Source organism: Rhodococcoides fascians A44A (assembly GCF_000760735.1).
In the GTDB taxonomy this organism is placed as follows: Bacteria; Actinomycetota; Actinomycetes; order Mycobacteriales; family Mycobacteriaceae; genus Rhodococcoides; species Rhodococcoides fascians_E.
In genome coordinates this window covers 201,258-223,458 of sequence record NZ_JMEX01000005.1, presented here as the reverse complement: position 1 = coordinate 223,458, position 22,201 = coordinate 201,258, and the positions used below count along the sequence as shown (strand labels likewise).

Genomic DNA, 22,201 nt, shown 5'->3' with positions numbered 1-22,201 from the left:
TAGGTCAGGCCGGTGAGCGGTCAGGACACCCGGTATCCGGTCGGTCCGGCGACGACGTTCAGTACATCTCCCTTCGGCGCCCCGCACCGACGGTCGCATCCGGACCAGTGCTGTCGGCGTCCGCGTAGGACCGTGCCTGCGCCGATCGCGTCGGTGAGATCTGCGCGTACGTCGGCGTTCGACTTCTCGCACCCGGGGGAGCCGGTGCAGGCACTGGCGTCGATCCAGGGTGAGTTCTCGTCGAAGATCAGACCCATGGGTGCGAGAACACGCACCACGGTGTCGGCCATGTCCTCGTCCAGATCGCACACCACCACGCTGCGCCACGGGGTGAGCACCAACGGTCTGTCGATCGCCGCCAGGAACTCCGCGAGTCGGCCGTCCAACAGACCGAGGGCGAGCGCTCCGCCGAGAGCTACCCGGCCGTCGTTCTGCGGTAGCCAGCCGACCGGGGGAGTCGACGACGTCCCCACCTCGAGGCGGCTCTCCGTGGTCGGAGTCGAGCCGAGGGCCGCAAGCACTCGTTCGGGTCCGTCGTAGAGCTCGCTCAGCCGCCATTCGGAGGTTCGCAGGTCCACGAACGCCTGAGCGGACGCCAGCAGTACGTCGACGACATCGCCTTCGGCAATGCGAACACCCGTGTCCCGGCCCGCGAGAACCAGCGCGTACCGGGCCCTCTCGTCCGCTGGATCGCCGGAAAGGTGATGTTCGGGGTATACGGCCGCTGCCGCGAAATCCGGGCGCGCCGTGAGAACGTCGCCTCGGCCGTCGTCCAGCGCGAACAGTGTGCGGCCCGGAAGTTCGGCCAATGCCGGCCGCGCACACAGGGCGGCGTCGAGTCGGCCGATCGAGTCGCGTACGTCTGCGATTCCCCCGACTCGACCGGTCAGTGGCGATGCGAGGATGTTGCGCACTCGTTCATGCGTCGGTGACGGCAACAGACCTGCGTCGGACAGCCGACGTGCAAGCTCGTCTCCGTCGGACACAGCGCGAAATTGAACATTGCCCCTAGACGTCAACTCCATCGAACCGTTGCCCAGCTCGGTCGCAGCGCCGGAGAGAACGAGCATCTGCGCCGGAGTGACCACTCCGCCCGGTAGACGCACGCGAGCCAACGAGCCGTCGGCAGCCTGGTGCATGGACAGGGCGCCCGGGCACTTGTCCGGGACGGCTCGGGGATCGGTCGAACTCACTTCTTCAGGCTACAAGTGCATCTTGTTGGCGGCGCGGGAGCGTTCGCGCTGCTCGCGCATCTTCGCGTCGAACTCCGTACGCCATCGGGCACTGACGGTGAGTCCACGGGTTCTGGCTTCCTCGACGCTGAGCTCGACCGGAAACCCGTAGGTGTCGTAGAGGACGAACAGTTCCTCCCCGGTGATGGGTCCGTCGGCCATTCTGGCCAGCTCTCGCAGCCCCCGCCGCAAAGTCTGCCGAAAGACCCTCTCCTCCTTGACGAGGACGGCGACGACTTCGTCGTGCAGCCGGTCCACCTCGGGATACGCACTGCGGTACAACCCGGCGATCGTCGGGACCACGTCCTGCACGAAGTTCTGCTCCACGCCGAGGTCGAACGCGAATCGAACGGCGCGCCGAATCAACCGGCGCATCACGTACCCCTGTTCCTTGTTGCCGGGTCGCACTCCGTCCACCGCGAGAAACACCGCACCGCGCAGGTGATCGGCCACCACCCGCATGGCCGCGGTGTGCGAGGCGTACGTCGCACCGGTCAGAGCTTCCAACTGTTCGACTATCGGCCACAGCAGCGAGCTGCGGAACACGTCGGGACTGTCGATCGCCGCGGCCGCTATGCGTTCGAGTCCGCCTCCGTAATCGACGTTGCGCCGCGGCAGCGTGCCGAATCCGTCTGCGGTGCGCACGTACTGCATGAACACCGAGTTGCCGAGTTCGATGTAGCGCCCGCAATCGCAGTTCTGGTGGCAGAACTCGCCGTACGCCGTGTCGTGAGGAACGTCGGGATAGAGGTAGAACACCTCGGAATCCGGACCGCCGGGTTCCCCGACCGGCATCGCATCGGCCGAGCCCGCGCGGCACCACCAGTTCTTCGCGCCGTAGAACGCGATCCTGGCCCCGTTGCTACCGACTCGGCCGCCGTGTTCCTCCGTACCGAGATCGACACGGTCCGCGTCGATGCCCGCTGTGGCGAACATCGACGCCCACACGTCGGCGCTCTCGGTGTCCTTCGGTATCGAATACCGCTCGTCGCCGGCAAAACACGACACGAAGATCCGGGCGGGATCGAGACCGACGACACCGGTGAGGAACTCCCAGAACCACGGAATCTGCTGATCCTTGAAGTAGTCGCCCAGACTCCAGTTTCCGAGCATCTCGAAGAACGTCGTGTGCCGGTTGTCGCCGACCTCCTCGATGTCCTGTACGCGAACGCACGGCTGACTGTCGGTCAGACGCGTCCCCTCGGGGTGTTCGGCACCCAGTAGATAGGGGAGTAGCTGCTGCATACCGCTGCCGTTGAACAGGGTCGTCGGATCGCCCACGGGCACCAGCGACGCTCGTTCGATCGGCCGATGGCCACGGTCGGCGAAGAACTGCAGGTACGCGCTGCGTATGTCCCGAGCATCCATCCGTCGATGCTACGAGCGAACGGGTGGACACGGCAGCGGATTCACTTGGGTAGCATTCCCCACCAGAAGGCTTCGGCCGAGAGGAAATCCGGTGCAAGTCCGGTGCGGTCGCGCCACTGTCACAGCCAGACCCTCTCCGAAGCCGCCACGTAGAACGACCAGGGGCGCGAAAACCCCAGGAGGGTGTTACCCGTGATCTTGCTGCTGTCCACCTCGGATACCGATCTGCTGTCCGCGCGCGCCAGCGGTGCCGACTATCGGTGGGGCAACCCCTCGCGGCTCCTCGCCGCCGACGTCCCGTCCCTGGCCGACGGCGCCGATCTGATCGTGCTCCGCATCCTCGGATCGAAGAGATCGTGGGAAGAAGGCGTGGACGCAGTCCTCGCGACCGGACTCCCCGTCGTCGTTCTCGGCGGAGAACAGGCACCCGACGCCGAACTCATGGAACTGTCCACCGTTCCCGGCAACGTCGCCGCGCAGGCCCACAACTACCTCGCCGAAGGCGGGCCGGACAACCTCGCCCAGCTCTTCGCATTCCTCTCCGACACCGTGCTGCTGACCGGACACGGATTCGCGGCGCCGATGCACACCCCCACCTGGGGCACCCTCGACCGGCAATCCACCCACGACACAAATTCAGGTCCTGTCTCTACTGGTCACTCCGCAGGCTCCGCTCCTGTCTCGTCCGGTCACTCCGCAGGCTCCGCTCCTGTCGTTGCGATTCTGTACTACCGCGCCCAGCATCTCGCCGGGAACACGGCGTACATCGAAGCTCTGAGCGCTGCCGTCGAAGCCAAGGGTGCCCGCGCGCTTCCCATCTTCTGCGCGTCGTTGCGCACCGCCGAACCCGCGCTGCTCGACACTCTGAAGTCCGCCGACGCGATGATCGTGACCGTGTTGGCGGCCGGGGGCACCAAACCCGCAGGTGCGTCGGCAGGCGGAGACGACGAGGCGTGGGACGTCGCCGAACTCGCCGCCCTCGACGTTCCCATTCTGCAAGGACTGTGTCTGACGAGCAGTCGCGCGACGTGGGAGGAGAACGACGACGGCCTTTCGCCGCTCGACGTCGCCACCCAGGTGGCCGTTCCCGAGTTCGACGGCCGACTCATCACCGTTCCGTTCTCGTTCAAGGAGATCGACGACGACGGACTCACCACGTACGTTCCCGATCACGAACGAGCGGCGCGCGTCGCGGGTATCGCCGTACGTCACGCACGGCTTCGGCACATTCCGGCGGCGGACCGGCGGATCGCGCTGATGTTCTCGGCGTACCCGACCAAGCACGCCCGGATCGGCAATGCCGTCGGCCTCGACACTCCGGCCAGTGCGATCGCCTTGATGTCCGAGATGCGCACCGCAGGTTACGATCTGGGTCCACTGGACGGTCCCGACGCCATTCCGGGTCTCGCAGCGCGTGACGGTGACGCTCTGATCCACGCGCTGATCGCGCGCGGCGGTCAGGATCCGGACTGGCTCACCTCCGAGCAGCTCGAGGGCAACCCCATCCGTATCTCGGCCGCGCAGTACCGGAACTGGTTCGAGGAACTACCCGAGGATCTCACGTCGGCAGTCGAGGAACATTGGGGTCCCGCTCCGGGCGATATGTACGTGGACCGGTCGGTCGATCCCGAAGGCGAGATCGTCATCGCCGCAATGCAGTTCGGCAACGTCGTCATCATGGTTCAGCCGCCGCGTGGATTCGGCGAGAAGCCGGTCGCGATCTACCACGACCCGGATCTGCCTCCGAGCCACCACTATCTGGCGGCGTATCGCTGGATTCAGGCGTCCGCGGAGAACGGCGGTTTCGGAGCCGACGCGATGGTGCACCTCGGCAAGCACGGCAACCTCGAATGGCTGCCGGGTAAGACTCTCGGCATGTCCGCCTCGTGTGGAACCGACGCAGCTCTCGGTGACCTGCCGCTCATCTATCCGTTCCTCGTCAACGATCCGGGTGAGGGCACCCAGGCGAAGCGGCGCGCACACGCGACTCTCGTCGACCATCTGATTCCTCCGATGGCGCGCGCGGAGAGCTACGGCGACATCTCACGTCTCGAGCAACTGCTCGACGAGCACGCGAACATCTCGGCGCTCGATCCAGCGAAGCTGCCTGCTATCCGCCAGCAGATCTGGACGCTCATGACGGCTGCTCAGATGCACCACGATCTGGGGCTCGAGGAACGGCCCGACGAAGAAGTGTTCGACGACATGCTTCTGCACGTCGATGGTTGGCTGTGCGAGATCAAGGACGTACAGATCCGTGACGGTCTCCACGTGCTCGGGTCCGAACCCGTCGGCGACGCCGAGGTCGAGCTCGTTCTGGCGATGCTCCGGGCTCGTCAGATGTGGGGCGGCGAGCAGTCGGTTCCCGGCTTGCGCGAGGCTCTCGGGCTCAGTGAGGACGGCGACGAGGAGCGCGTCCGAGTCGACGAGGTCGAGTCGATCGCTCACGGTCTGGTTTCGGCGATGCAGCTCACGCAGTGGGATCCGTCCCGAGCCGAGGAAGTCGCCGGGGACCACGGCCCCACCGTTGCCGAGATTCTGAAGTTCGCCGCGGCCGAGGTGGTCCCGCGTCTGCGCGGTACCTCGCGCGAGATCGAGCAGGTTCTGCACGCCCTCGACGGTGGATTCATCCCTGCGGGCCCCAGCGGTTCGCCGTTGCGCGGCTTGATCAACGTGCTCCCCACCGGGCGCAACTTCTATTCGGTCGACCCCAAGGCCGTGCCGTCGAAGCTGGCCTGGGAAACCGGGCAGGCGATGGCGGAGTCGCTGCTGGCTCGGTACCGGAAGGATCACGGCGAGTGGCCGAAATCGGTCGGGTTGTCGGTGTGGGGCACGTCGGCGATGCGCACGTCGGGAGACGATGTGGCCGAGGTCTTCGCGCTCCTCGGTGTGTCGCCGGTGTGGGACGAAGCGTCGCGCCGTGTCACCACGCTTGCGGTCATCGACCTCGAAGAACTCGGTAGGCCGCGCATCGACGTGACCGTTCGCATCAGTGGGTTCTTCCGTGACGCCTTCCCACACGTTCTGGCGTTGCTCGACGACGCGGTTCGTCTGGTAGCTGCGTTGGACGAGCCGGCGGAGCAGAACTACGTGCGTGCGCACGCGCAGGCGGACCTCGCCGAGCACGGTGACGAACGTCGTTCCACGACGCGCATTTTCGGTTCGAAGCCGGGCACCTACGGTGCGGGTCTGCTTCAGCTGATCGACAGCAAGACGTGGCGGAGCGACGAGGATCTGGCCCAGGTCTACACGACCTGGGGTGGGTTCGCGTACGGACGCGGACTCGACGGCGTTCCTGCGTCGGACGACATGCGCACGGCGTACAAACGAATTGCCGTGGCTGCCAAGAACACCGACACGCGTGAGCACGACATCGCCGATTCCGACGACTACTTCCAGTACCACGGCGGCATGGTCGCCACCGTCCGCGCTCTGACGGGGAAGTCGCCCGAGGCATACATCGGCGACAGCACGCGACCGGAGTCGGTGCGGACCCGCACGTTGTCGGAGGAGACCGCACGCGTGTTCCGTGCACGCGTCGTCAACCCGCGGTGGCTGGAGGCGATGCGTCGGCACGGATACAAGGGCGCATTCGAAATGGCGGCGACCGTCGATTATCTGTTCGGGTACGACGCCACCACCGACGTCGTCGCGGACTGGATGTACGAGAAGCTGGCCGAGACGTACGTGTTGGACGAGCAGAATCAGAAGTTCATGCAGCAGTCCAACCCGTGGGCGCTGCACGGCATCGCCGAAAGGCTGCTCGAGGCCGTGGAACGCAAGATGTGGGCGGAACCGGACCAGCACATCCTCGATGGGTTGCGCCAGGTCTACCTGGAAACGGAAGGCGACCTCGAGGGCGAATAGCCGTATCCTGGTCGGCATGGCCACGTTCCAGGAGATCGCCGACGGCAAGTACGTTTCGCTCACCACGTTCAAGAAGGACGGCACGCCCGTCGCGACGCCGCTGTGGGGGGCGCGCGACGGCGACCGGCTGCTGGTGTGGACGACGACGGACTCGTGGAAGGTCAAGCGGATCAAGCGAAACGCGAAGGTGACGGTTGCGCCGTGCACTGCGCGTGGCAAGGTCGAAGGCGCGGCGGTGGACGGCGTCGCCGAGATCCTCGATGCGGCAGGTACCGAGCAGGCACGTGCGGCGATCGCGTCGAAGTACGGCATCCTCGGATGGCTGACGGTGAAGGGCAGTTCACTGCGTCGTGGCAAATCGGGGACGGTCGGCATTTCCGTCGTCCCATCATGATCGGGTGAGATCCGGCGGTCACGGCGCGTAGTCGCTTCGAATGTGACGGTGATTGCCCGCGCCGGGCGCCATACTGGCGCTCATGTCGGACTTCGGTGACGCAGACCTGGTACTTCTCGGCCGCATTCTGACGGTCGATCCATTCTTTCCCACCGCCGAAGCCGTCGGTGTGAGAGGCGGCCGAATCGTGGCCGTCGGCTCTCGGGCCGAAACAGAACCTCTCGTCGGGCCCGCCACCCGGGTGATCGACGTCGGCGACGGATGCGTGCTGCCGGGGCTCGTCGAGGCCCACGGTCATCCGCTCATGGAAGCGTTGGTGCTCTCGGATCGGATGGTCGACATCCGCCCGGTGACGATGACCGATCCGACGCAAATCCTGGACGCGATACGGAGCGAAGTCGCCAGACGCGGTGACGACGGAGCGTTCCTCAGCGGCTGGGATGCACTGTTGCAGCACGGACTTCCCGATCCGACACTGGACTGGCTGGACTCGATCGCGCCGGCAACACCCCTGGTCGTTCTGCACAATTCCGGGCATCTCGCGTTCTTCAATTCGGCAGCAGCACGGAGCCTGGGTCTGGATCGAGACACCCCCGACCCCAAAGGCGCGGCGTACGGCCGAGACGTCGACGGCGAGCTGGACGGGACCGCGCGGGAAACCGGAGCGGTGTTTCCGCTCGTCGCGGGTGCGATGACCGCAGGGGGTTATCCGGCCATGCTTGCCGCTGAATGTGCACGGCTGAACCGTGCCGGCCTGACGACGTGTTCCGAGATGGCGTACGACCCGAAATTCGGGCCGCTGGTGGCCGGGTTCGAGGAGTCCGGAGCGTTGACCGTCCGGCTCCGGACCTACGAGATGTCGAGTCCGGCGATGACGGCGAGCACCGATCCCGGGGCTGGGGACGACATGATCAGGCACACCGGAATCAAGATCTGGGTGGACGGCTCGCCGTGGATCGGCAACATAGATCTGTCGTTCCCGTACCTGGACACCGACGCGACCCGCAGCATCGGCGTCGAACCCGGGTCCTGCGGACACGCCAACTACACCCACGAACAACTGACCGAGATCGTCGACGCCTACTTCCCGCGCGGCTGGCCGATCGCGTGTCACGTGATGGGAGACAACGGGATCGACACGATTCTCGATGTCTACGACAGTGTGCTTCGCCGTCATCCTCGTTCCGATCACCGGCTTCGGCTCGAACACGTCGGCGCGATCCGGCAGGATCAGTTGAGGCGTGCTGTGGCTCTCGGTGTCACGTGCAGTCTGTTCGTCGATCAGATCCACTACTGGGGAGACGTCCTGGTGGACGGACTGTTCGGTCCCGAGCACGGTAGCCGTTGGATGCCTGCCGGGTCTGCCGTCGCAGCAGGCATGAGGATTTCGCTGCACAACGACCCGCCGGTCACACCCGAGGAACCGCTGCGCAACATCGCCGTGGCGGTGACCAGAACGACGCCCAGCGGATCGGTGTCCGCCCCGGAAGAGTGCCTGACGGTCGATCAGGCCATCCGCGCGCAGACCATCGATGCCGCCTGGCAGTTGTTCTCCGACGACGTCATCGGATCGATCGAGGTCGGCAAGTACGCGGACTTCGTCGTTCTGTCCGCCGACCCCCGTGACGTCCCACCGGAGACCATCGCGGACCTGGACGTTCTCGCGACCTATCTGGGCGGAGTTCAGGTGTACGACGGGTCCGCGTGACGCGGTGTCACCTGATCCCGTTCGGTCTGATTCCGATATGCGCAAGTGGGTACATGTACGTCGGCGGCCTGCGGACGACAGGCAGGGCGGTGTCGGATAGAGGACCAACAACGGGTGGCAGAGACCACCAGAGCGGAGAAGCACCGTGCCGATTGCAGCTACGGATTTCCATCATGTCCGGCTCACGGTCAGCGACATCGACGTGTCGCGAAAGTTCTACGACGACGTGTTCGGTTTCGATGTGGCGTTCGAGTACGACCCGAATGCCGACGAGGAGACCAAGAAATCCCTGTGGTTTCTGTTCGGTGGAGTCATCTACCAGTTCCCCGGCGGATTGTTCGGTCTCCGTCCGGTCGCACCGGACGACGACAACTTCGACGCGGACCGTGCGGGGCTCGATCACCTGAGTTTCGGCGTGGACAGTCGGCAGGCGCTGCAGGATGCGGTGGACACTCTCGACCGATTGGGTATCGCGCACGAGGGAATCAAGAGCGGAGGCCCCGGCCTCGCGATCCTCGAGTTCCGCGACCCCGACAACATCGCACTCGAGGTGTCGGGACCGGCCGAGTAGGTGTCGACGACTACTGGGCCGCGCTGACCGAGGACATGTGAAAGTCCGGAATGCGCAACGGCGGCATCGCTGTTCGCGTGAACCAGTCCTTCCATTCCCGAGGTAGTGTCGGCGAACTGATGCCCGCTTGGCTTGCTCGTCGGAGCAGGTCGAGCGGGCTTTCGTTGAAACGGAAGTTGTTCGTCGATCCGACGACCTCGCCGTCCTCGACCAGGTAGACGCCGTCTCGTGTCAAGCCGGTCAGCAGCAGCGTCGCGGGATCGACCTCGCGGATGTACCACAGCGTGGTCAGAAGCAGACCACGTTCGGTCCCGGCAATCATGTCCTCGATGGACGTGTCGCCACCGGTGAGGATCAGGTTGTCCCCGGGCGCGGTCACGGGAGTCGCGTACTCCTCGGCTGCGAAGCGGGGATAGGAGAGGGCATTGATCACGCCGTCGGCGATCCAGTCGACGCGTGAGGTCGGCAGCCCGTTGTCGAACAGTGACACCGAGTCGTTGGACGATCCCGTCGCCAGAAACGGCGAGTACTCGAGGCCGGGTGCCGTGGGATCGGAGAACAATGTCAGGTCGAGAGTGCCGAGTTTCTCTCCGATGCGAGTTCCACCGGCGCGCGACAATGCGGTGCGTCCTTCCTGGGCGCCCCGACCCTCCATCGTCCACACGAGATAGATCATCAGATCGGCGACTGCCGACGGAGGCAGTATCGTCTCGTACCGTCCTGCCGGGAGGTCGACGCGTGTGTCGGCCCAGTCCAGGCGCGTGGACAGATCGGCCAGCAGTGAGTCCACCGCGACGTCGTCGAACCGCGTGGTCCCGGTGCCGACCCACGCGCTGGCGTCACCGCGTTTGCCGTTGATCTCCACCGATCCTGTCGGTTGGGTGTATCGCTTGCGGATCCCGGTCGAACTTCCCAGCCACACCGTCTCCACCTGGTGGTGTGCGAATCCGTAGAGCTGGTCGGTGCCGTCGAACCCCGACGACAGGCCACCGGTGAGCGAACCGAACACGTCGATGTTCGTTCGCTGCGACGGTGCCTCCCAGCCGTCCGGCACGCTGGTGCCCGTCAGAAGCGGCATCGCATCCTCGGCGACACCGGCCGCGCGCGCTGCTCGTTCCGCTGCGGCGACGACGCCCGCGATGTCCGCTGGATCCACCGACGTGGAGGACACGGTCGCGGCGCGTGCCCCTGCGTCGGTGCGGACGATCGACATCACCGTCCAGCGTCGAAGCGTCGAGATGCCGTTGGTGGTCATCGAGTTGCCGGCCCAGCGGAGCGAGGCCTCGCTGGAATCGGTGACGATCACGATCGTCTCGTCGACCGTCGCCGCGGACAGTGCACGTTCGATCACCTCATGTCCGGCGATCATCGGCCTGCCTCCGATCGAGTGTTGAGCACGTTGACACCGCGGAACAGTGCAGCCGGGCATCCGTGGCTGACCGCCGCGACCTGCCCGGGTTGTGCCTTGCCGCAGTTGAACGCACCACCGAGCCGCCTCGTGGACTTGCCGCCGACGAGGTCCATCGAACCCCAGAAATCGGTTGTCGTCGCCTGATACGCGACGTCGCGAACCTGGCCGTCGAGCCGGCCGTTCCTGATCCTGAAGAAGCGTTGGCCGGTGAACTGGAAGTTGTACCGCTGCATGTCGATGGACCAGGACTTGTCGCCGACGATGTAGATGCCGTCCTCGACTTCGGCTACGAGATCGTCGACTGTGCGATCGGTGTCGGGGTCCGGTCGAAGCGACACGTTGGCCATGCGTTGGATCGGTACGTGGTGCGGCGAGTCGGCGTACGAGCAGCCGTTGGAACGAGGCAGGCCGAGTCTGGGGGCGAACACGCGGTCGAGCTGGTAGCCGACCAGTACGCCGTCCTTGACCAGGTCCCACTGCTGCGCGGCGACACCGTCGTCGTCGTATCCGATGCTCGCGAGTCCGTGCTGTTCGGTGCGATCCGCAGTGACGTGCATGTGGTCACTGCCGTACTTCAGCGTCCCCAACTTGTCCGGCGTGGCGAACGACGTGCCCGCGTAGGCGGCCTCGTATCCGATGGCACGATCGTATTCGGTTGCATGGCCGATCGATTCGTGGATGGTGAGCCACAGGTTGGTCGGGTCGATGACCAGGTCCAGATTGCCGGGGGTGACCGTCGGAGACTTCACCTTCTCCGACAACCAGTAAGGAATCCGCTCCAGTTCGTCGGACCAGTCCCAGGTGCTGCCGGCGCCGAGATACTCCCATCCGCGACTGGTGGGAGGTGCCAACGTGCGCATCGTCTCGAACGCGCCTGCCTCGTGGTCGACCGTGGTGGCCTCGAACTGTGGGTGCAGGCGAATCCGCTGCTGGGTGATGGAGCTGCCGGCGAGATCGGCGTAGAACGCCTGCTCCTTGACCTGCAGGACGGACGCAGTGACGTGATCGATGCCCTCGGCGGTGCGGAGGGAATCCGAGTAGGCGGCGAGAAGCTCTACTTTCTCCGTCGTCGGGACCGAGAACGGATCGACGGTGTAGGGGGACACCCACGTCGCGTCGCGGTACACGGGTTCGTCGGCCAGTTCGACGGATTCGCGGTTGAGCGATCGCAGTGCCCGGGCGACTGCAACAGCGGACTGCGCTGCCTTCGACGCAGACGCTTCCGACAGTTCGGATTCGGACGCGAACCCCCACGTTCCGTCGACGACCACACGGACCGCGAGACCGATCTCCGAACTGTCCACCGCCGACTGAACGATGCTGTCGCGCATGTTCAGTGACTGGGTGACCAATCGGTGGACTCGGAAGTCCGCGTGGGATGCCCCGGCTCGCTTCGCCGCGTCCAGTGCGGCACCGGCCAGTGCTTTCAGAGGGAGTTCGAGAAAATCCGCATCGACGGTGCGTGTGTGCGTGTGCGGAGGCAGGGTCACAGGGATGGAGATTAGCCGAACTGTTGCCATCCCAGGCGGACAACCATGCCGATCACGACCACCAACAGCACGATTCGGACGAACCCCGATCCCCTCGACAGTGCGGTCCTCGACCCGAGCAGCGCGCCGATCACATTGCACACGGCCATCGCAGCACCCAATTGCCACAGCACGTGGCCAGTGATCGCGAAGAAGGCCAAAGCGCCTACGTTGGAACCGAGGTTCAGCACTTTCGCCATCGCCGCACTGCGGACGAACTCGGTACCGAGCAGGGTGGCGAACGCGATGATGAAGAACGTGCCGGTGCCCGGTCCGAGGATTCCGTCGTAGAAGCCGAATGCACCCGCCGCCAGGAAGACCACCACGAGAAACTTGCGTCGACTCGGTGGATTGTGGGCTGCCACAGTGCCGATCGTCGGCCGCGCCGTCACCAGGATGGCGACTCCCACGAGGACGACCATGATGATCGGAATGAACAGGTCGCGGTCGATGAGAGAGACTGCGGCCGCACCGCATGCCGACGTGACGGCTGCGGCAAGGCCTGCAGGCGCCATCACTCGCCATTCGATCTTTATCTTGCGAGCGAAGGTGACGACGGCTGCGCACGTTCCGAACACCGCGGTCATCTTGTTCGTCGCCAAAGCGGCTTGTGCGGACAATCCAGGGGCCACGACGAGCAGTGCCGGAAGCAGGATGAGGCCGCCGCCTCCGACGACGGCATCGACCCACCCGGCGCTGAACGCGGCAACCATGAGCAATCCCCAGTCGGCAGCCGTCATACGGCAAACTCAATCACATGCGCAGATTCAGCCTGTGGCTCAGGGGCAAGCCCTTCGTCGCGGATTCTCTCCTGGCCTGCGCGTTGTTCCTGACCGACGCCATAGTGTTCATCGGCTCGGCCACGGATGTGCTGTGGCCGTTGTTCGCACTGGTCGCCGTGGCTGTGTCGGCTCCGGTCGCGTGGCGCAGGCGACACCCGCGAACAGTGTCCGGAGCGGTACTGATCGTGTCCATCCTGAGTGTTCTCACCGGACATGCGCTGGGGGACACTACCAGTCTGCATCCGTCGCTGCTCGCGCTTCCGATCATGCTGTACACGCTGGTGGCGTACGTCGGTCGGCGCGAGGGTGCGATCTACCTCGTGGCCGTGGCCGTCGACGGGATGGTGTCGTTGGTCTTCCTCGATCAGGATCCGTTCACGTCGATTCTGTTCACGGTGCTGATGTACGCGCTGGCCTGGCTGGCGGCGGAGTTCCTCGGCGCACGTCGTGCCTACGACGAGGCGGTCGAGGCACGGCTCGCCGTCGCGGAGTACGACCGTGATCGGCGGGCGGAGGATGCGGTGGCGATGGAGCGCACCCGCATCGCACGAGAGCTGCACGACGTGATCGCCCACGGAGTGAGCGTGATGGTCGTCCAGGCGGACGGTGCGTCCTACGCGATCCGGAAGGATCCCGAACGTGCCGAGCAGGCTGTGGCGAACATTTCCGCAACGGGACGCGCGGCTCTCGCCGAACTACGGCGCACGGTTGCGCTTCTGCGCACCAACCCGCACGCGGACGACATGCCGATGTACGGCACCGCCGGCCTCGCGAAGGTGGTGGACATGATGTCGAGGGCCGGATTGAACGTGGAGCTGGAGCAGACCGGCAATCTCGACGACATCAGTCCGGCGATCAGCCTGGGTGTCCACCGGCTGGTCCAGGAATCGCTGACGAACGTGCTTCGGCACGGTGGACACGCCCCGAAAGCGTCGGTGTCGGTGATCCGTCGCGACGAGGACGTGCTCGTCGAGATTCTCAACAGCGGTGTCGGTGCCCCGCCCATCGCCGTCGAAGGGACGGGAAACGGCTTGCTGGGTATGCGGGAGCGGGTCGCAGTTCTGCAGGGAACGTTGGACGCGGGCAGGATGTCGGACGGTCGGTGGCGAGTACGAGCAGAGCTACCGCTCGAGTGAAGATAGGTTGTGCAGGTGCCGATCTCCGTTCTCATCGTCGACGACCAGGAACTCATGCGTATGGGACTGACGATGGTGCTCGACGCGCAGGAGGACATCGACGTCGTCGGTGAGGCCGCCGACGGCAAAGCGGCGTTGGAGGCGGTGGCCGACCTGCAGCCCGACGTCGTTCTGATGGACGTACGGATGCCCGGCATCGACGGCGTGGAGGCGACCGAGCAGATCACGTCCTCGGCGTCGCACTCGCGGGTGCTGGTGATGACGACCTTCGATCTGGACGAGCATGTGCTTGGCGCGATCCGCGCCGGTGCGAGCGGGTTCCTCCTCAAGGACACTCCACCGGACGATCTGGTGTCCGCCATCCGCAGCATCGCCGGGGGAGATGCCGTCGTCTCGCCCAAGGTCACCAAGCGATTGCTGACGAGAATGGTCGCGGACGAGGCCACCCCGTTGCGTGATCCAGCGATGCTCGACGCTTTGACCGATCGCGAACGCGAAGTCCTCGAGCTGCTGGCGACGGGATTGTCGAACGCCGAGATCGCGCAACGGCTCGGTTTGTCCGAGGCGACGGTCAAAACCCACGTCGGTCGCATGTTCACGAAGCTCGGTCTACGTGACCGAGTGCAGGCTGTGGTGCTCGCCTACGAGACCGGACTCGTTCGTCCTGGGTCGTAGGGCGCCTCGGTTCCTGATAAAAAACGAAGACCTCTCGGGGGTCGGGAGTATTCCAGACCACTTCGTTCGTTGTCGCTACAGGCAACGAAAGGAACGACGGTGTTTGCTCTCTTTCTTCTTTACGTGATCGTCGAGGTAGCTGCCCTGGTCGCAGTAGGAAGCGCCATCGGTGTGCTGTGGACCGTGCTGCTGTTGCTGGCGGGGTCGGCTGTCGGCTTGATCCTGGTCCGCTCTCAGGGACGCCGGGTGATGGACGGCTTGCGCGCCGCCGGACGTGGTGAGCGTGCGCCCGGTGTCGCAGTCGCGGACGGTGTGCTGTTCGCCATAGGCGCGGTGGCGATGTTCGTGCCCGGCTTGGTGACGTCGCTCTTCGGCATCCTGCTCCTGCTGCCGTTCACGAGGTGGGCGTTGCGTCCGTTGGTCCTGCTCGCCGCAGCGCGGTGGATGCCCACTGTCGCCGCGACCACGGCGCGGATGCGGCCGACGGTCATCGACGGCGAGGTCGTCCCGGATTCGACGGGCCCGCGGCTGTCCGGGGCCATCATCGAAGCTCAGCCTCAGGATTTCCAGAAGCCCACTCGCTGAGGGCAGACTGGTCTGTCGTGAGTACCCAACTGCTCCTCGGTGGACGGATCTACAGCCCGACGGCACCCGACGCAACGGCGATGGCCGTCACCGACGGTGTCGTGACATGGACCGGCGAGGATCGCACAGGCAGAGCCCTGCATCCGGGCGCCGAGGAAATCGATCTCGCAGGCGCATTCGTCGCGCCTGCGTTCGTCGATTCGCACGTGCACACGACGGCACTCGGGTTGTCCGTCGTCGGACTGGATCTGACGGGAGCTGCGACTCGGGCCGACTGCCTGGACCGAATCCGGCGGCACGTCGAGCAGACATCCGACGATGTGGTGTGGGGACAAGGTTGGGACGATTCGACGTGGGGCGATGGCGGGGCGCTGACCACTGCCGATCTGGACGCGATTGCGCCCGGCCGAAACGTGTACCTGTCGCGGATCGACGCACATTCGGCCGCCTGCTCGTCGCCCCTTCGGATTGCCAGCGGAATCACGAGCTCCCAGTTGGGGTTCGACCCGCAGGAGCCGGTCACGGCCGACGCCCATCACGCGGTCCGGTCCACTGCTCGGGCATTGATCGGCCCGCGGCTGCGCACGCGGGCCCGGCTCGCGGCACTGGATCTGTTTGCAGCCCAGGGTATTTGCGCGGTTCACGAGTGCGCGGGCCCGGACATCTCGGGCTCCACCGACTTCGCCGAGTTGTCGGCGACGCAGCACGGTGTCGAGGTCCGCGGCTATTGGGGCGAACTGGCCACCAGCGCTGAGCACGCCCGCGAGCTGCTCTCGTCGACGGGTGCGGCCGCGCTGGGCGGGGACCTGTTCGTCGATGGATCCATCGGCTCCCACACGGCGTGGCTGACCGAGCCGTACGCCGACCATGACGGCACCGGCATCGCCTTCCAGGACGTCGAGTCCATCGCCGCTCATCTGTCCGCGTGTACCGAAGCCGGCATCCAGGCGGGATTTCATGCAATCGGGGACGGTGCCGTCGGCGCTGTCACCGCGGCGCTGCTCCGGACCGCCGAGGTGTTCGGCGGTCCGGCGGTAGCTGCGCTCGGGCACCGGATAGAGCACCTGGAGATGGTGTCGGACGCGCAGGCGGACGTTCTTGCGTCTCTCGGGGTGATCGCCAGCATGCAACCGGCCTTCGACGGGTTGTGGGGTGGTGACGACGCCCTCTACGCATCCAGACTCGGCGTGGAGCGGGCGCGGGAGCTGAACCCGTTCGCCTCGCTCGCATCGAGAGGTGTGTCCCTTGCATTCGGATCGGACGCCCCGGTGACGACGGTCGATCCATGGGGCGTTCTGCGATACGCAGTCGGACACCGCACTCCAGGAAGCGCGGTGTCACCTCGGGCGGCGTTCTCGGCTGCCACCAGAGGTGCGTGGCGAGCGGGCGGTGTGCGCGACGGTCTGGCAGGTACGCTGCTTCCCGGTGCCCCCGCGAGCTACGCAGTCTGGGATGCCGACGAGCTGGTCGTGCGCGCACCCGCCGATTCGGTTGCACGGTGGTCTACCGATCCGAGGGCCGGAGTACCCCCGCTGCCCGCCCTCGATCCGCAGTCTCCGAGCCCTCGTTGCCTGCGCACGGTGCACCGCGGACGAGTGATCCATGAAGCGTGATCCGCGCGCGTTCCTGCGCGTCGGTGTTTCCACCGTCCTCGCTGCTGTCGCCGGTCTCTTGCTGTTCGCGAGCTTCCCGCCTCGGCACCTGTGGTTCCTCGCCCCGGTCGGTGTCGCGATCCTCGTCGGGGTCGTGTCGGGTATCGGGTCTTCGAACCGCCCGTCGAAGAAAGCAGGCTTCGGGTACGGATTCGTGGCGGGCCTCGGCTTCTTCGTCCCGCTGCTTCCCTGGATCGGCGTGTACGTCGGGCCGTTGCCCTGGTTGGCCCTGGCGGCCGCCGAGTCCGTGTTCATCGGTGTCTTCGGCGTCCTTGCAGCCGTCCTCGGGAGGTCTCGGTGGTGGCCACTGTCGATTGCCCTGGCATGGAGTCTCGTCGAGTGGGCGCGGTCGTCGTTTCCGTTCGGCGGCTTTCCGTGGGGCAGACTCGCATTCGGCCAGCCGGACGGGTTTCTACTGCCGTTGGCGAGTGTCGGAGGAGCGCCGCTGCTGAGTTTCGGTGTGGCGTTGACAGGATGCGGAATCGCAGCGCTCGTGGCGTGCATCCTCGGGCCACGTTCGCGTGGCCGATGGGCAACAGCCACCGCTACCACCGTGGTCGCGTCCGTTGCCGCGCTCGCACTGTTGCCGACCCTCGCGCCCGCGCAGGCGTCCGGGGACGAACCATCCATCACCGTGGCGGCCGTGCAGGGGAGTGTTCCTCGGTTGGGCCTCGACTTCAACGCGCAACGACGTGCGGTGTTGGACAACCACGTCCGCGAGACGCTGCGCCTGGCCGACGACGTGGCGGCGGGCCGAGTGGCCGAACCGGACATCGTCGTGTGGCCGGAAAATGCGTCGGACATAGACCCGTTGCGAAACGCGGACGCGGCGGCACTGATCACCGAGGCGTCGGAGGCCGTCGGTGCTCCGATTCTGGTCGGTTCCGTTCTGGTCAACGACGACAGGACCACCACCAATTCGGTGATCGCCTGGAACGGTGCCGACGGTCCGGGTGAACGACACGACAAGAAGATCATTCAACCCTTCGGTGAGTACTTGCCCTACCGAAGTTTTTTCCGGTTGTTCTCCGAGTATGCCGATCGTGCCGGGTATTTCGTGCCAGGCACGGGCAACGGTGTCGTCCACGCCACGGGCGTGGCAGTCGGAATCGCAACCTGTTACGAGGTGGCGTTCGACCGAGCGTTGACCGAGTCCGTTCGATCGGGTGCCGAGTTCATCGCGATCCCCACGAACAACGCGACCTTCGGGGACACCGAGATGACGTACCAGCAGTTGGCCATGTCCCGTGTTCGCGCGGTCGAGCACGGCCGCGACGTCGTTGTCGCCGCAACGAGCGGAATCAGCGCGACGGTGTCGCCGCGGGGCGACGTCGAGCAGGCGAGCGATCTGTTCGTGCCGGAGGTTCTCGTTCAACGTGTCGCTCTTCGGACCGATACGACGATTGCCACCGCAGTGGGTCCGTGGCCGGAGTATCTGCTGTGTGTGCTGGCCGGGGCGTTCGTGATCGGCACCGCAGTGATCGGCAGAAGAACAAACTCGAAGTCCGAAAAAGCGCAGGAAAAGGGTTTCGAATCCGATATTCGAGCGTGAGCGGTTCTCGGGAATGTCGAGCTGTCATTCGGACGGAGGATTCCTGGTCGGCCTGTTCGAGAGCGCGATTCGTGTAACGAATCGTGACGTAGGCTCGATTCTTCAATAGTGATCCGCTACAAAACCGGCGGGTTCTTATTGTATGTTTGTAGACCGCTGTGGTCCCTGGATCGCAACTGATCGTTGGCGCGCAATTTCCCGCAATTGCGCGGTCGGTGACGTGTACGTACGGGAGGGGTCGTCGATGATGTGTGCGCTGCTCGGTTATCGAATTCAACCAATTTCTCCGAATGAATCCCCAAGTCCATCGAATGTATCGAAAACCGGCATCGAGCCTTTTTCGGCATTCTTTTCGAACCCAATCCCGACCGCAGCGCGCAACGAACCAACTGTGAACGGTCGGGTAGGCGGATAGCCGTACCGATAGACCTGTACTCGACCAAGGCCCAGTTGCTGAACCACGCTCGGAACGGAAATGACTGTTGACTGCACGTACCTCGGCAACTGTCCCTGACAATTCTTCGCTGCGTTCGTCGTCTCTTGCGACGTCGACTCGGAAAGGTGTCTGAATGCGCGCCGCGGTCTCAGGCGAGTCCCATGGATCACTTCCTCCCGAGGGAGGTGCATCGGAGCCGTTCCCGTTGTCGTCGGCTCAGCGTGGAATGTGGTTCGCGCAGCAGTTGGCGCCGTCGGTTCCTGTCTGTATCGCGCAGTACGTGGACTTGCGGGGCGACCTCGACCTGGAGTTGTTGAGGAAGTCGACGCGTCAAGCCGGCCATGAGTTCCAGTCCGCCTTCATCCGTCTGTTCGAGGTCGACGGCGAACCGATGCAGGTGATCGATCACAGCATCGACGACTCGGTCGACTACCTCGATCTGCGGTCCGAGGACGACCCCATGGCCGCGGCGAAGACGTGGATCGATCGCAACTACACCGCTCCGGTCGACGTGACCACCGATCGCCTGGTGGACGTCTGGATTCTTCACGTCGAGGACGACCGGTACCTCTGGTACAGCAAGATCCACCACGTTGCGCTCGACGGCTACGGAGCCATGACGATGGTGAATCGGACGGCGGAGCTCTACACCGCGGAGCAGGAAGGCACACAGCCGCCACCGGCCAAAGCCGCCGAACTGCAGAAGCTGTACCAGCTGGACCAGGAGTACCGCTCCTCCGGTCGATTCGAATCGGACCGCGACTACTGGGTCGAACACGTCGGCCACGCGCGTGGTGGTGCTTCCCTCGCGAACACACCCGGCGCGACCGTCGCGGCAAGCACACTGTCGAGCGAAGCGTTGCGCACCGAGATCGTCGATGCGCTCGAAGCATCGGACGCGACCAAGGGCGCGACGTCCGCGGCCGTCGTCATCGCCGCGTTCGCGTGCTACCTCGCCAGGGTCACCGGGCGCGACGAGGTGCTGATCAACATTCCAGTGTCGGCAAGAACCACCGCGTTGCTCCGTCGTTCGGGTGGCATGCTCGTCAACGTCGCTCCGCTGTCGATCCGTGTGGATCCCGACGGCACCGTGGGCGACCTCGTACAGCAGGTGCAGCTGGAACTCATGGGTGCGTTGCGTCACCAGAGGTTCAGCCTCGAAGACATTCGGCGCGAACTCGCGACGCGCGGCCGGGACGCCGACCTCACGGGTCCGATGGTCAACGTGATGCTGTTCCACCAGCAGATCCAACTCGGTTCCATTGCAGGCGAATTCAACATCGTCACTTCCGGTCCGGTCGAGGACCTGCTGGTCAACATCTACCAGAGTGGTAGCCCTGCACGAACGTTCGTGGACTTCCGCGGAAACCCGAATCGCTACGTCGACGAGGACCTCGTCCGTCACCACCGCACGTTCGTCGAGGTCGTCGACGCGTTCGTCGAAGCGAGCCCGCACGACGCGGTCGATACCGTTCATCGCCCGAGTGCGGACGTGGGAAGGATTCGGCGCGCCGAGCGTTCCGAACTCGACTACTGGACCTCGGTGCTCTCCGACGCGCCCAGCCCCGTCGGTTTCGCCGGGTTCGACAGCGCAGGATCCAAGGGGGAACGGACGGGCGCTCCGACTCCGAGGACAGCCTCCGCGTCGATCGACGCCGCCACCCACCGCGGACTGTTGTCGGCGGCCAACCACCAGAACGCCAGCGTGCTGGTGTCCGTCCACTCAGCATTGGCCGTGCTGCTGTCACGACTCGCCGACGAAACCGACATCTCGATCGGCGTGCGTACGCGATCGACCGACGGCAACGTCGTCGTCCTCCGGTCGTCGGTCGACGCAGCGGAGTCGTTCTCCGATCTCGGTGCTCGGCTGCGTGACATCGATTCGGCTGCACTGGCTCACGCGGGCGCATCGCTGGAGTCGGTCGGTGCGACGGTCAACTCGGCGGGGTCCACGAAAGCGGACTTGATCCGCGTGCTTCTGTCGTTCGGAGTCGAGGACCTGGGCGAAGATCTCGATGTGGTCGACGTCGTGGTCACCGTGCACGAGACGTTCGATGCGCTCGGCGTTCCCGCCGGTATGTCGATTCGGTTCGTCCATGACTCGGAAGCGGACGACGGCCGAGCGCAGGCGCATCTCGACAGGCTCGTGACGTTGCTGCGCAGCGCGGCCACCGATCCGGCCCGTCCGGTCGGCGACGTCGATGTTCTGACGTCCGCCGAGCGGGCTGCCCTGGTCCCGGTTCGCGGTGCGTCGTCGGTGGGCGGACAGTTGTTGCCGGAGATCTTCGCCTCCGCGGTGAAGGCTGCGGGGGTGAGTGCCGAGGCATTGGTGGTTGCGGGTTCGGGTGCACCGGTGACCTACGGAGAGCTGGATTCTCGGTCGACTGCAGTGGCCGAGCTGTTGGTCGCACGCGGCGTCGGTGTCGGTTCGTTCGTGGCAGTCGGATTGCGGCGCTCGGTGGAGTACGTGATTGCCGTGTGGGCAGTGGCCAAGGCCGGCGGTGCGTTCGTACCGGTCGACCCGTCGTACCCGGCGGATCGCCTTGCGCACATGTTGTCGGATTCCGTTGTCGCGGTAGGGGTGTCGACGTCGGAGTACATCGACGTACTGGCCGAGTCCGGGCCCTCGGTGGACTGGGTCTCGCTCGACGAATCGAACCTTGTCGCTGCCGAGACTGTGTCGAGTCCTGAAACACCGAGGCCTGAAACACCGAGGCCTGAAACACCGAAGCCTGCTACACCGAGGCCGGTGCCGTCGCTGGACGATGCGGCGTATCTGATCTACACCTCGGGATCGACAGGTGTGCCGAAGGGCGTGGTGGTCACGCACCGCGGACTCGGCGACTTCGTGGAGGAGGAGCGGTCTCGCTTCCGGGTCACCACCGACTCGCGTGTGCTCGCGTTCGCGTCGACGAGCTTCGATGCGTCGGTGCTCGAAGTGCTGCTGGCCTTCGGCGGCGCCGGCACACTAGTGATCGCGCCGACGGATGTGTACGGCGGTTCCGAGTTGGCTGCAGTGTTGTCGGGCGAGTCGGTGACCCATGCGTTCGTGACGCCTGCTGCGTTGGCGTCGGTGGATCCGTCGGGTCTGGATGATCTGAAGGTCGTGGTGACCGGTGGTGATGCAGCGAGTGCGGAGCTGGTCGAGCGGTGGGGTGCAGGGCGGTCGCTGTTCAATGCGTACGGTCCGACCGAGGCCACGGTGTTCTCGTCGGTCAGCGAGCCACTGACGGTCGATCGTGGTGTCGACATCGGCGCTCCCATCTCGGGTTCGGAACAGCTCGTCCTGGACTCGCGCCTGCA

Annotated in this window: 16 protein-coding genes; 10 read left to right on the top strand and 6 right to left on the bottom strand. The window is 65.3% G+C overall.

The window, feature by feature from the left end:
• Nucleotides 1-20: 20 nt before the first annotated feature.
• Nucleotides 21-1,193: a precorrin-3B synthase gene (gene cobG, locus BH95_RS04850; RefSeq protein ID WP_279615034.1), complete on the bottom strand. Its 1,173-nt coding sequence runs from the start codon at nt 1,191-1,193 to the stop codon at nt 21-23.
• A gap of 9 nt (nt 1,194-1,202) precedes the next feature.
• The gene (locus tag BH95_RS04845; RefSeq protein ID WP_037142245.1) at nt 1,203-2,600 is read right to left on the bottom strand and encodes an alanine--tRNA ligase-related protein; all 1,398 of its coding nucleotides are present in this window, start codon (nt 2,598-2,600) and stop codon (nt 1,203-1,205) included.
• Between the two features lie 192 nt (nt 2,601-2,792).
• Here BH95_RS04845 and cobN point away from each other — a divergent pair, with 192 nt between their 5' ends.
• From cobN to BH95_RS04825, 4 genes are all read left to right on the top strand, one after another.
• The gene (gene cobN, locus BH95_RS04840) at nt 2,793-6,467 is read left to right on the top strand and encodes a cobaltochelatase subunit CobN (protein ID WP_037181271.1); all 3,675 of its coding nucleotides are present in this window, start codon (nt 2,793-2,795) and stop codon (nt 6,465-6,467) included.
• 16 nt (nt 6,468-6,483) lie between these two features.
• The gene (locus BH95_RS04835; protein ID WP_020110055.1) at nt 6,484-6,861 is read left to right on the top strand and encodes a PPOX class F420-dependent oxidoreductase; all 378 of its coding nucleotides are present in this window, start codon (nt 6,484-6,486) and stop codon (nt 6,859-6,861) included.
• An 82-nt stretch (nt 6,862-6,943) separates the two neighbouring features.
• Nucleotides 6,944-8,569, top strand: coding sequence for an amidohydrolase (locus tag BH95_RS04830; protein WP_037181891.1), 1,626 nt, complete (start codon nt 6,944-6,946; stop codon nt 8,567-8,569).
• A gap of 145 nt (nt 8,570-8,714) precedes the next feature.
• The gene (locus BH95_RS04825; protein ID WP_019666244.1) at nt 8,715-9,140 is read left to right on the top strand and encodes a VOC family protein; all 426 of its coding nucleotides are present in this window, start codon (nt 8,715-8,717) and stop codon (nt 9,138-9,140) included.
• 10 nt (nt 9,141-9,150) lie between these two features.
• On the opposite strand, the gene BH95_RS04820 is transcribed toward BH95_RS04825, so the two are convergent.
• The 3 genes from BH95_RS04820 to BH95_RS04810 are packed head-to-tail and all read right to left on the bottom strand — an operon-like array spanning nt 9,151 to nt 12,820.
• Nucleotides 9,151-10,509 (bottom strand): metallopeptidase TldD-related protein, encoded by a 1,359-nt coding sequence (locus BH95_RS04820; RefSeq protein WP_037181269.1) that lies wholly within the window; start codon nt 10,507-10,509, stop codon nt 9,151-9,153.
• The gene (locus BH95_RS04815; protein WP_052059970.1) at nt 10,506-12,071 is read right to left on the bottom strand and encodes a TldD/PmbA family protein; all 1,566 of its coding nucleotides are present in this window, start codon (nt 12,069-12,071) and stop codon (nt 10,506-10,508) included. The genes BH95_RS04820 and BH95_RS04815 overlap by 4 nt, the downstream gene beginning before the upstream one ends.
• The gene (locus tag BH95_RS04810; protein WP_020110051.1) at nt 12,053-12,820 is read right to left on the bottom strand and encodes a TSUP family transporter; all 768 of its coding nucleotides are present in this window, start codon (nt 12,818-12,820) and stop codon (nt 12,053-12,055) included. Before BH95_RS04810 ends, BH95_RS04815 begins: the two co-directional genes overlap by 19 nt.
• A 17-nt stretch (nt 12,821-12,837) precedes the next feature.
• Between BH95_RS04810 and BH95_RS04805 the strand changes: the two genes are divergently transcribed.
• The 5 genes from BH95_RS04805 (at nt 12,838) to lnt (ending at nt 18,462) form a co-directional block, all read left to right on the top strand.
• Nucleotides 12,838-13,998, top strand: a complete 1,161-nt coding sequence (locus BH95_RS04805) for a sensor histidine kinase (RefSeq protein ID WP_037163216.1) — start codon at nt 12,838-12,840, stop codon at nt 13,996-13,998.
• Nucleotides 13,999-14,013: 15 nt separating this feature from the next.
• Nucleotides 14,014-14,673: a response regulator gene (locus tag BH95_RS04800; protein WP_027498505.1), complete on the top strand. Its 660-nt coding sequence runs from the start codon at nt 14,014-14,016 to the stop codon at nt 14,671-14,673.
• Between the two features lie 99 nt (nt 14,674-14,772).
• Nucleotides 14,773-15,258 (top strand): FxsA family protein, encoded by a 486-nt coding sequence (locus BH95_RS04795; RefSeq protein WP_179275334.1) that lies wholly within the window; start codon nt 14,773-14,775, stop codon nt 15,256-15,258.
• A gap of 17 nt (nt 15,259-15,275) precedes the next feature.
• A complete protein-coding gene (locus BH95_RS04790; protein WP_033189724.1) occupies nt 15,276-16,871 on the top strand; it encodes an amidohydrolase in 1,596 nt (531 codons plus the stop codon).
• A complete protein-coding gene (gene lnt / locus BH95_RS04785) occupies nt 16,861-18,462 on the top strand; it encodes an apolipoprotein N-acyltransferase (RefSeq protein ID WP_037163219.1) in 1,602 nt (533 codons plus the stop codon). The genes BH95_RS04790 and lnt overlap by 11 nt, the downstream gene beginning before the upstream one ends.
• Before the next feature lie 273 nt (nt 18,463-18,735).
• On the opposite strand, the gene BH95_RS28700 is transcribed toward lnt, so the two are convergent.
• Nucleotides 18,736-18,924, bottom strand: coding sequence for a hypothetical protein (locus BH95_RS28700; RefSeq protein ID WP_155291688.1), 189 nt, complete (start codon nt 18,922-18,924; stop codon nt 18,736-18,738).
• 107 nt (nt 18,925-19,031) lie between these two features.
• Between BH95_RS28700 and BH95_RS29410 the strand changes: the two genes are divergently transcribed.
• Nucleotides 19,032-22,201 (top strand): AMP-binding protein (locus BH95_RS29410; protein WP_244164827.1); only part of this gene is annotated, 3,170 nt, incomplete at its 3' end.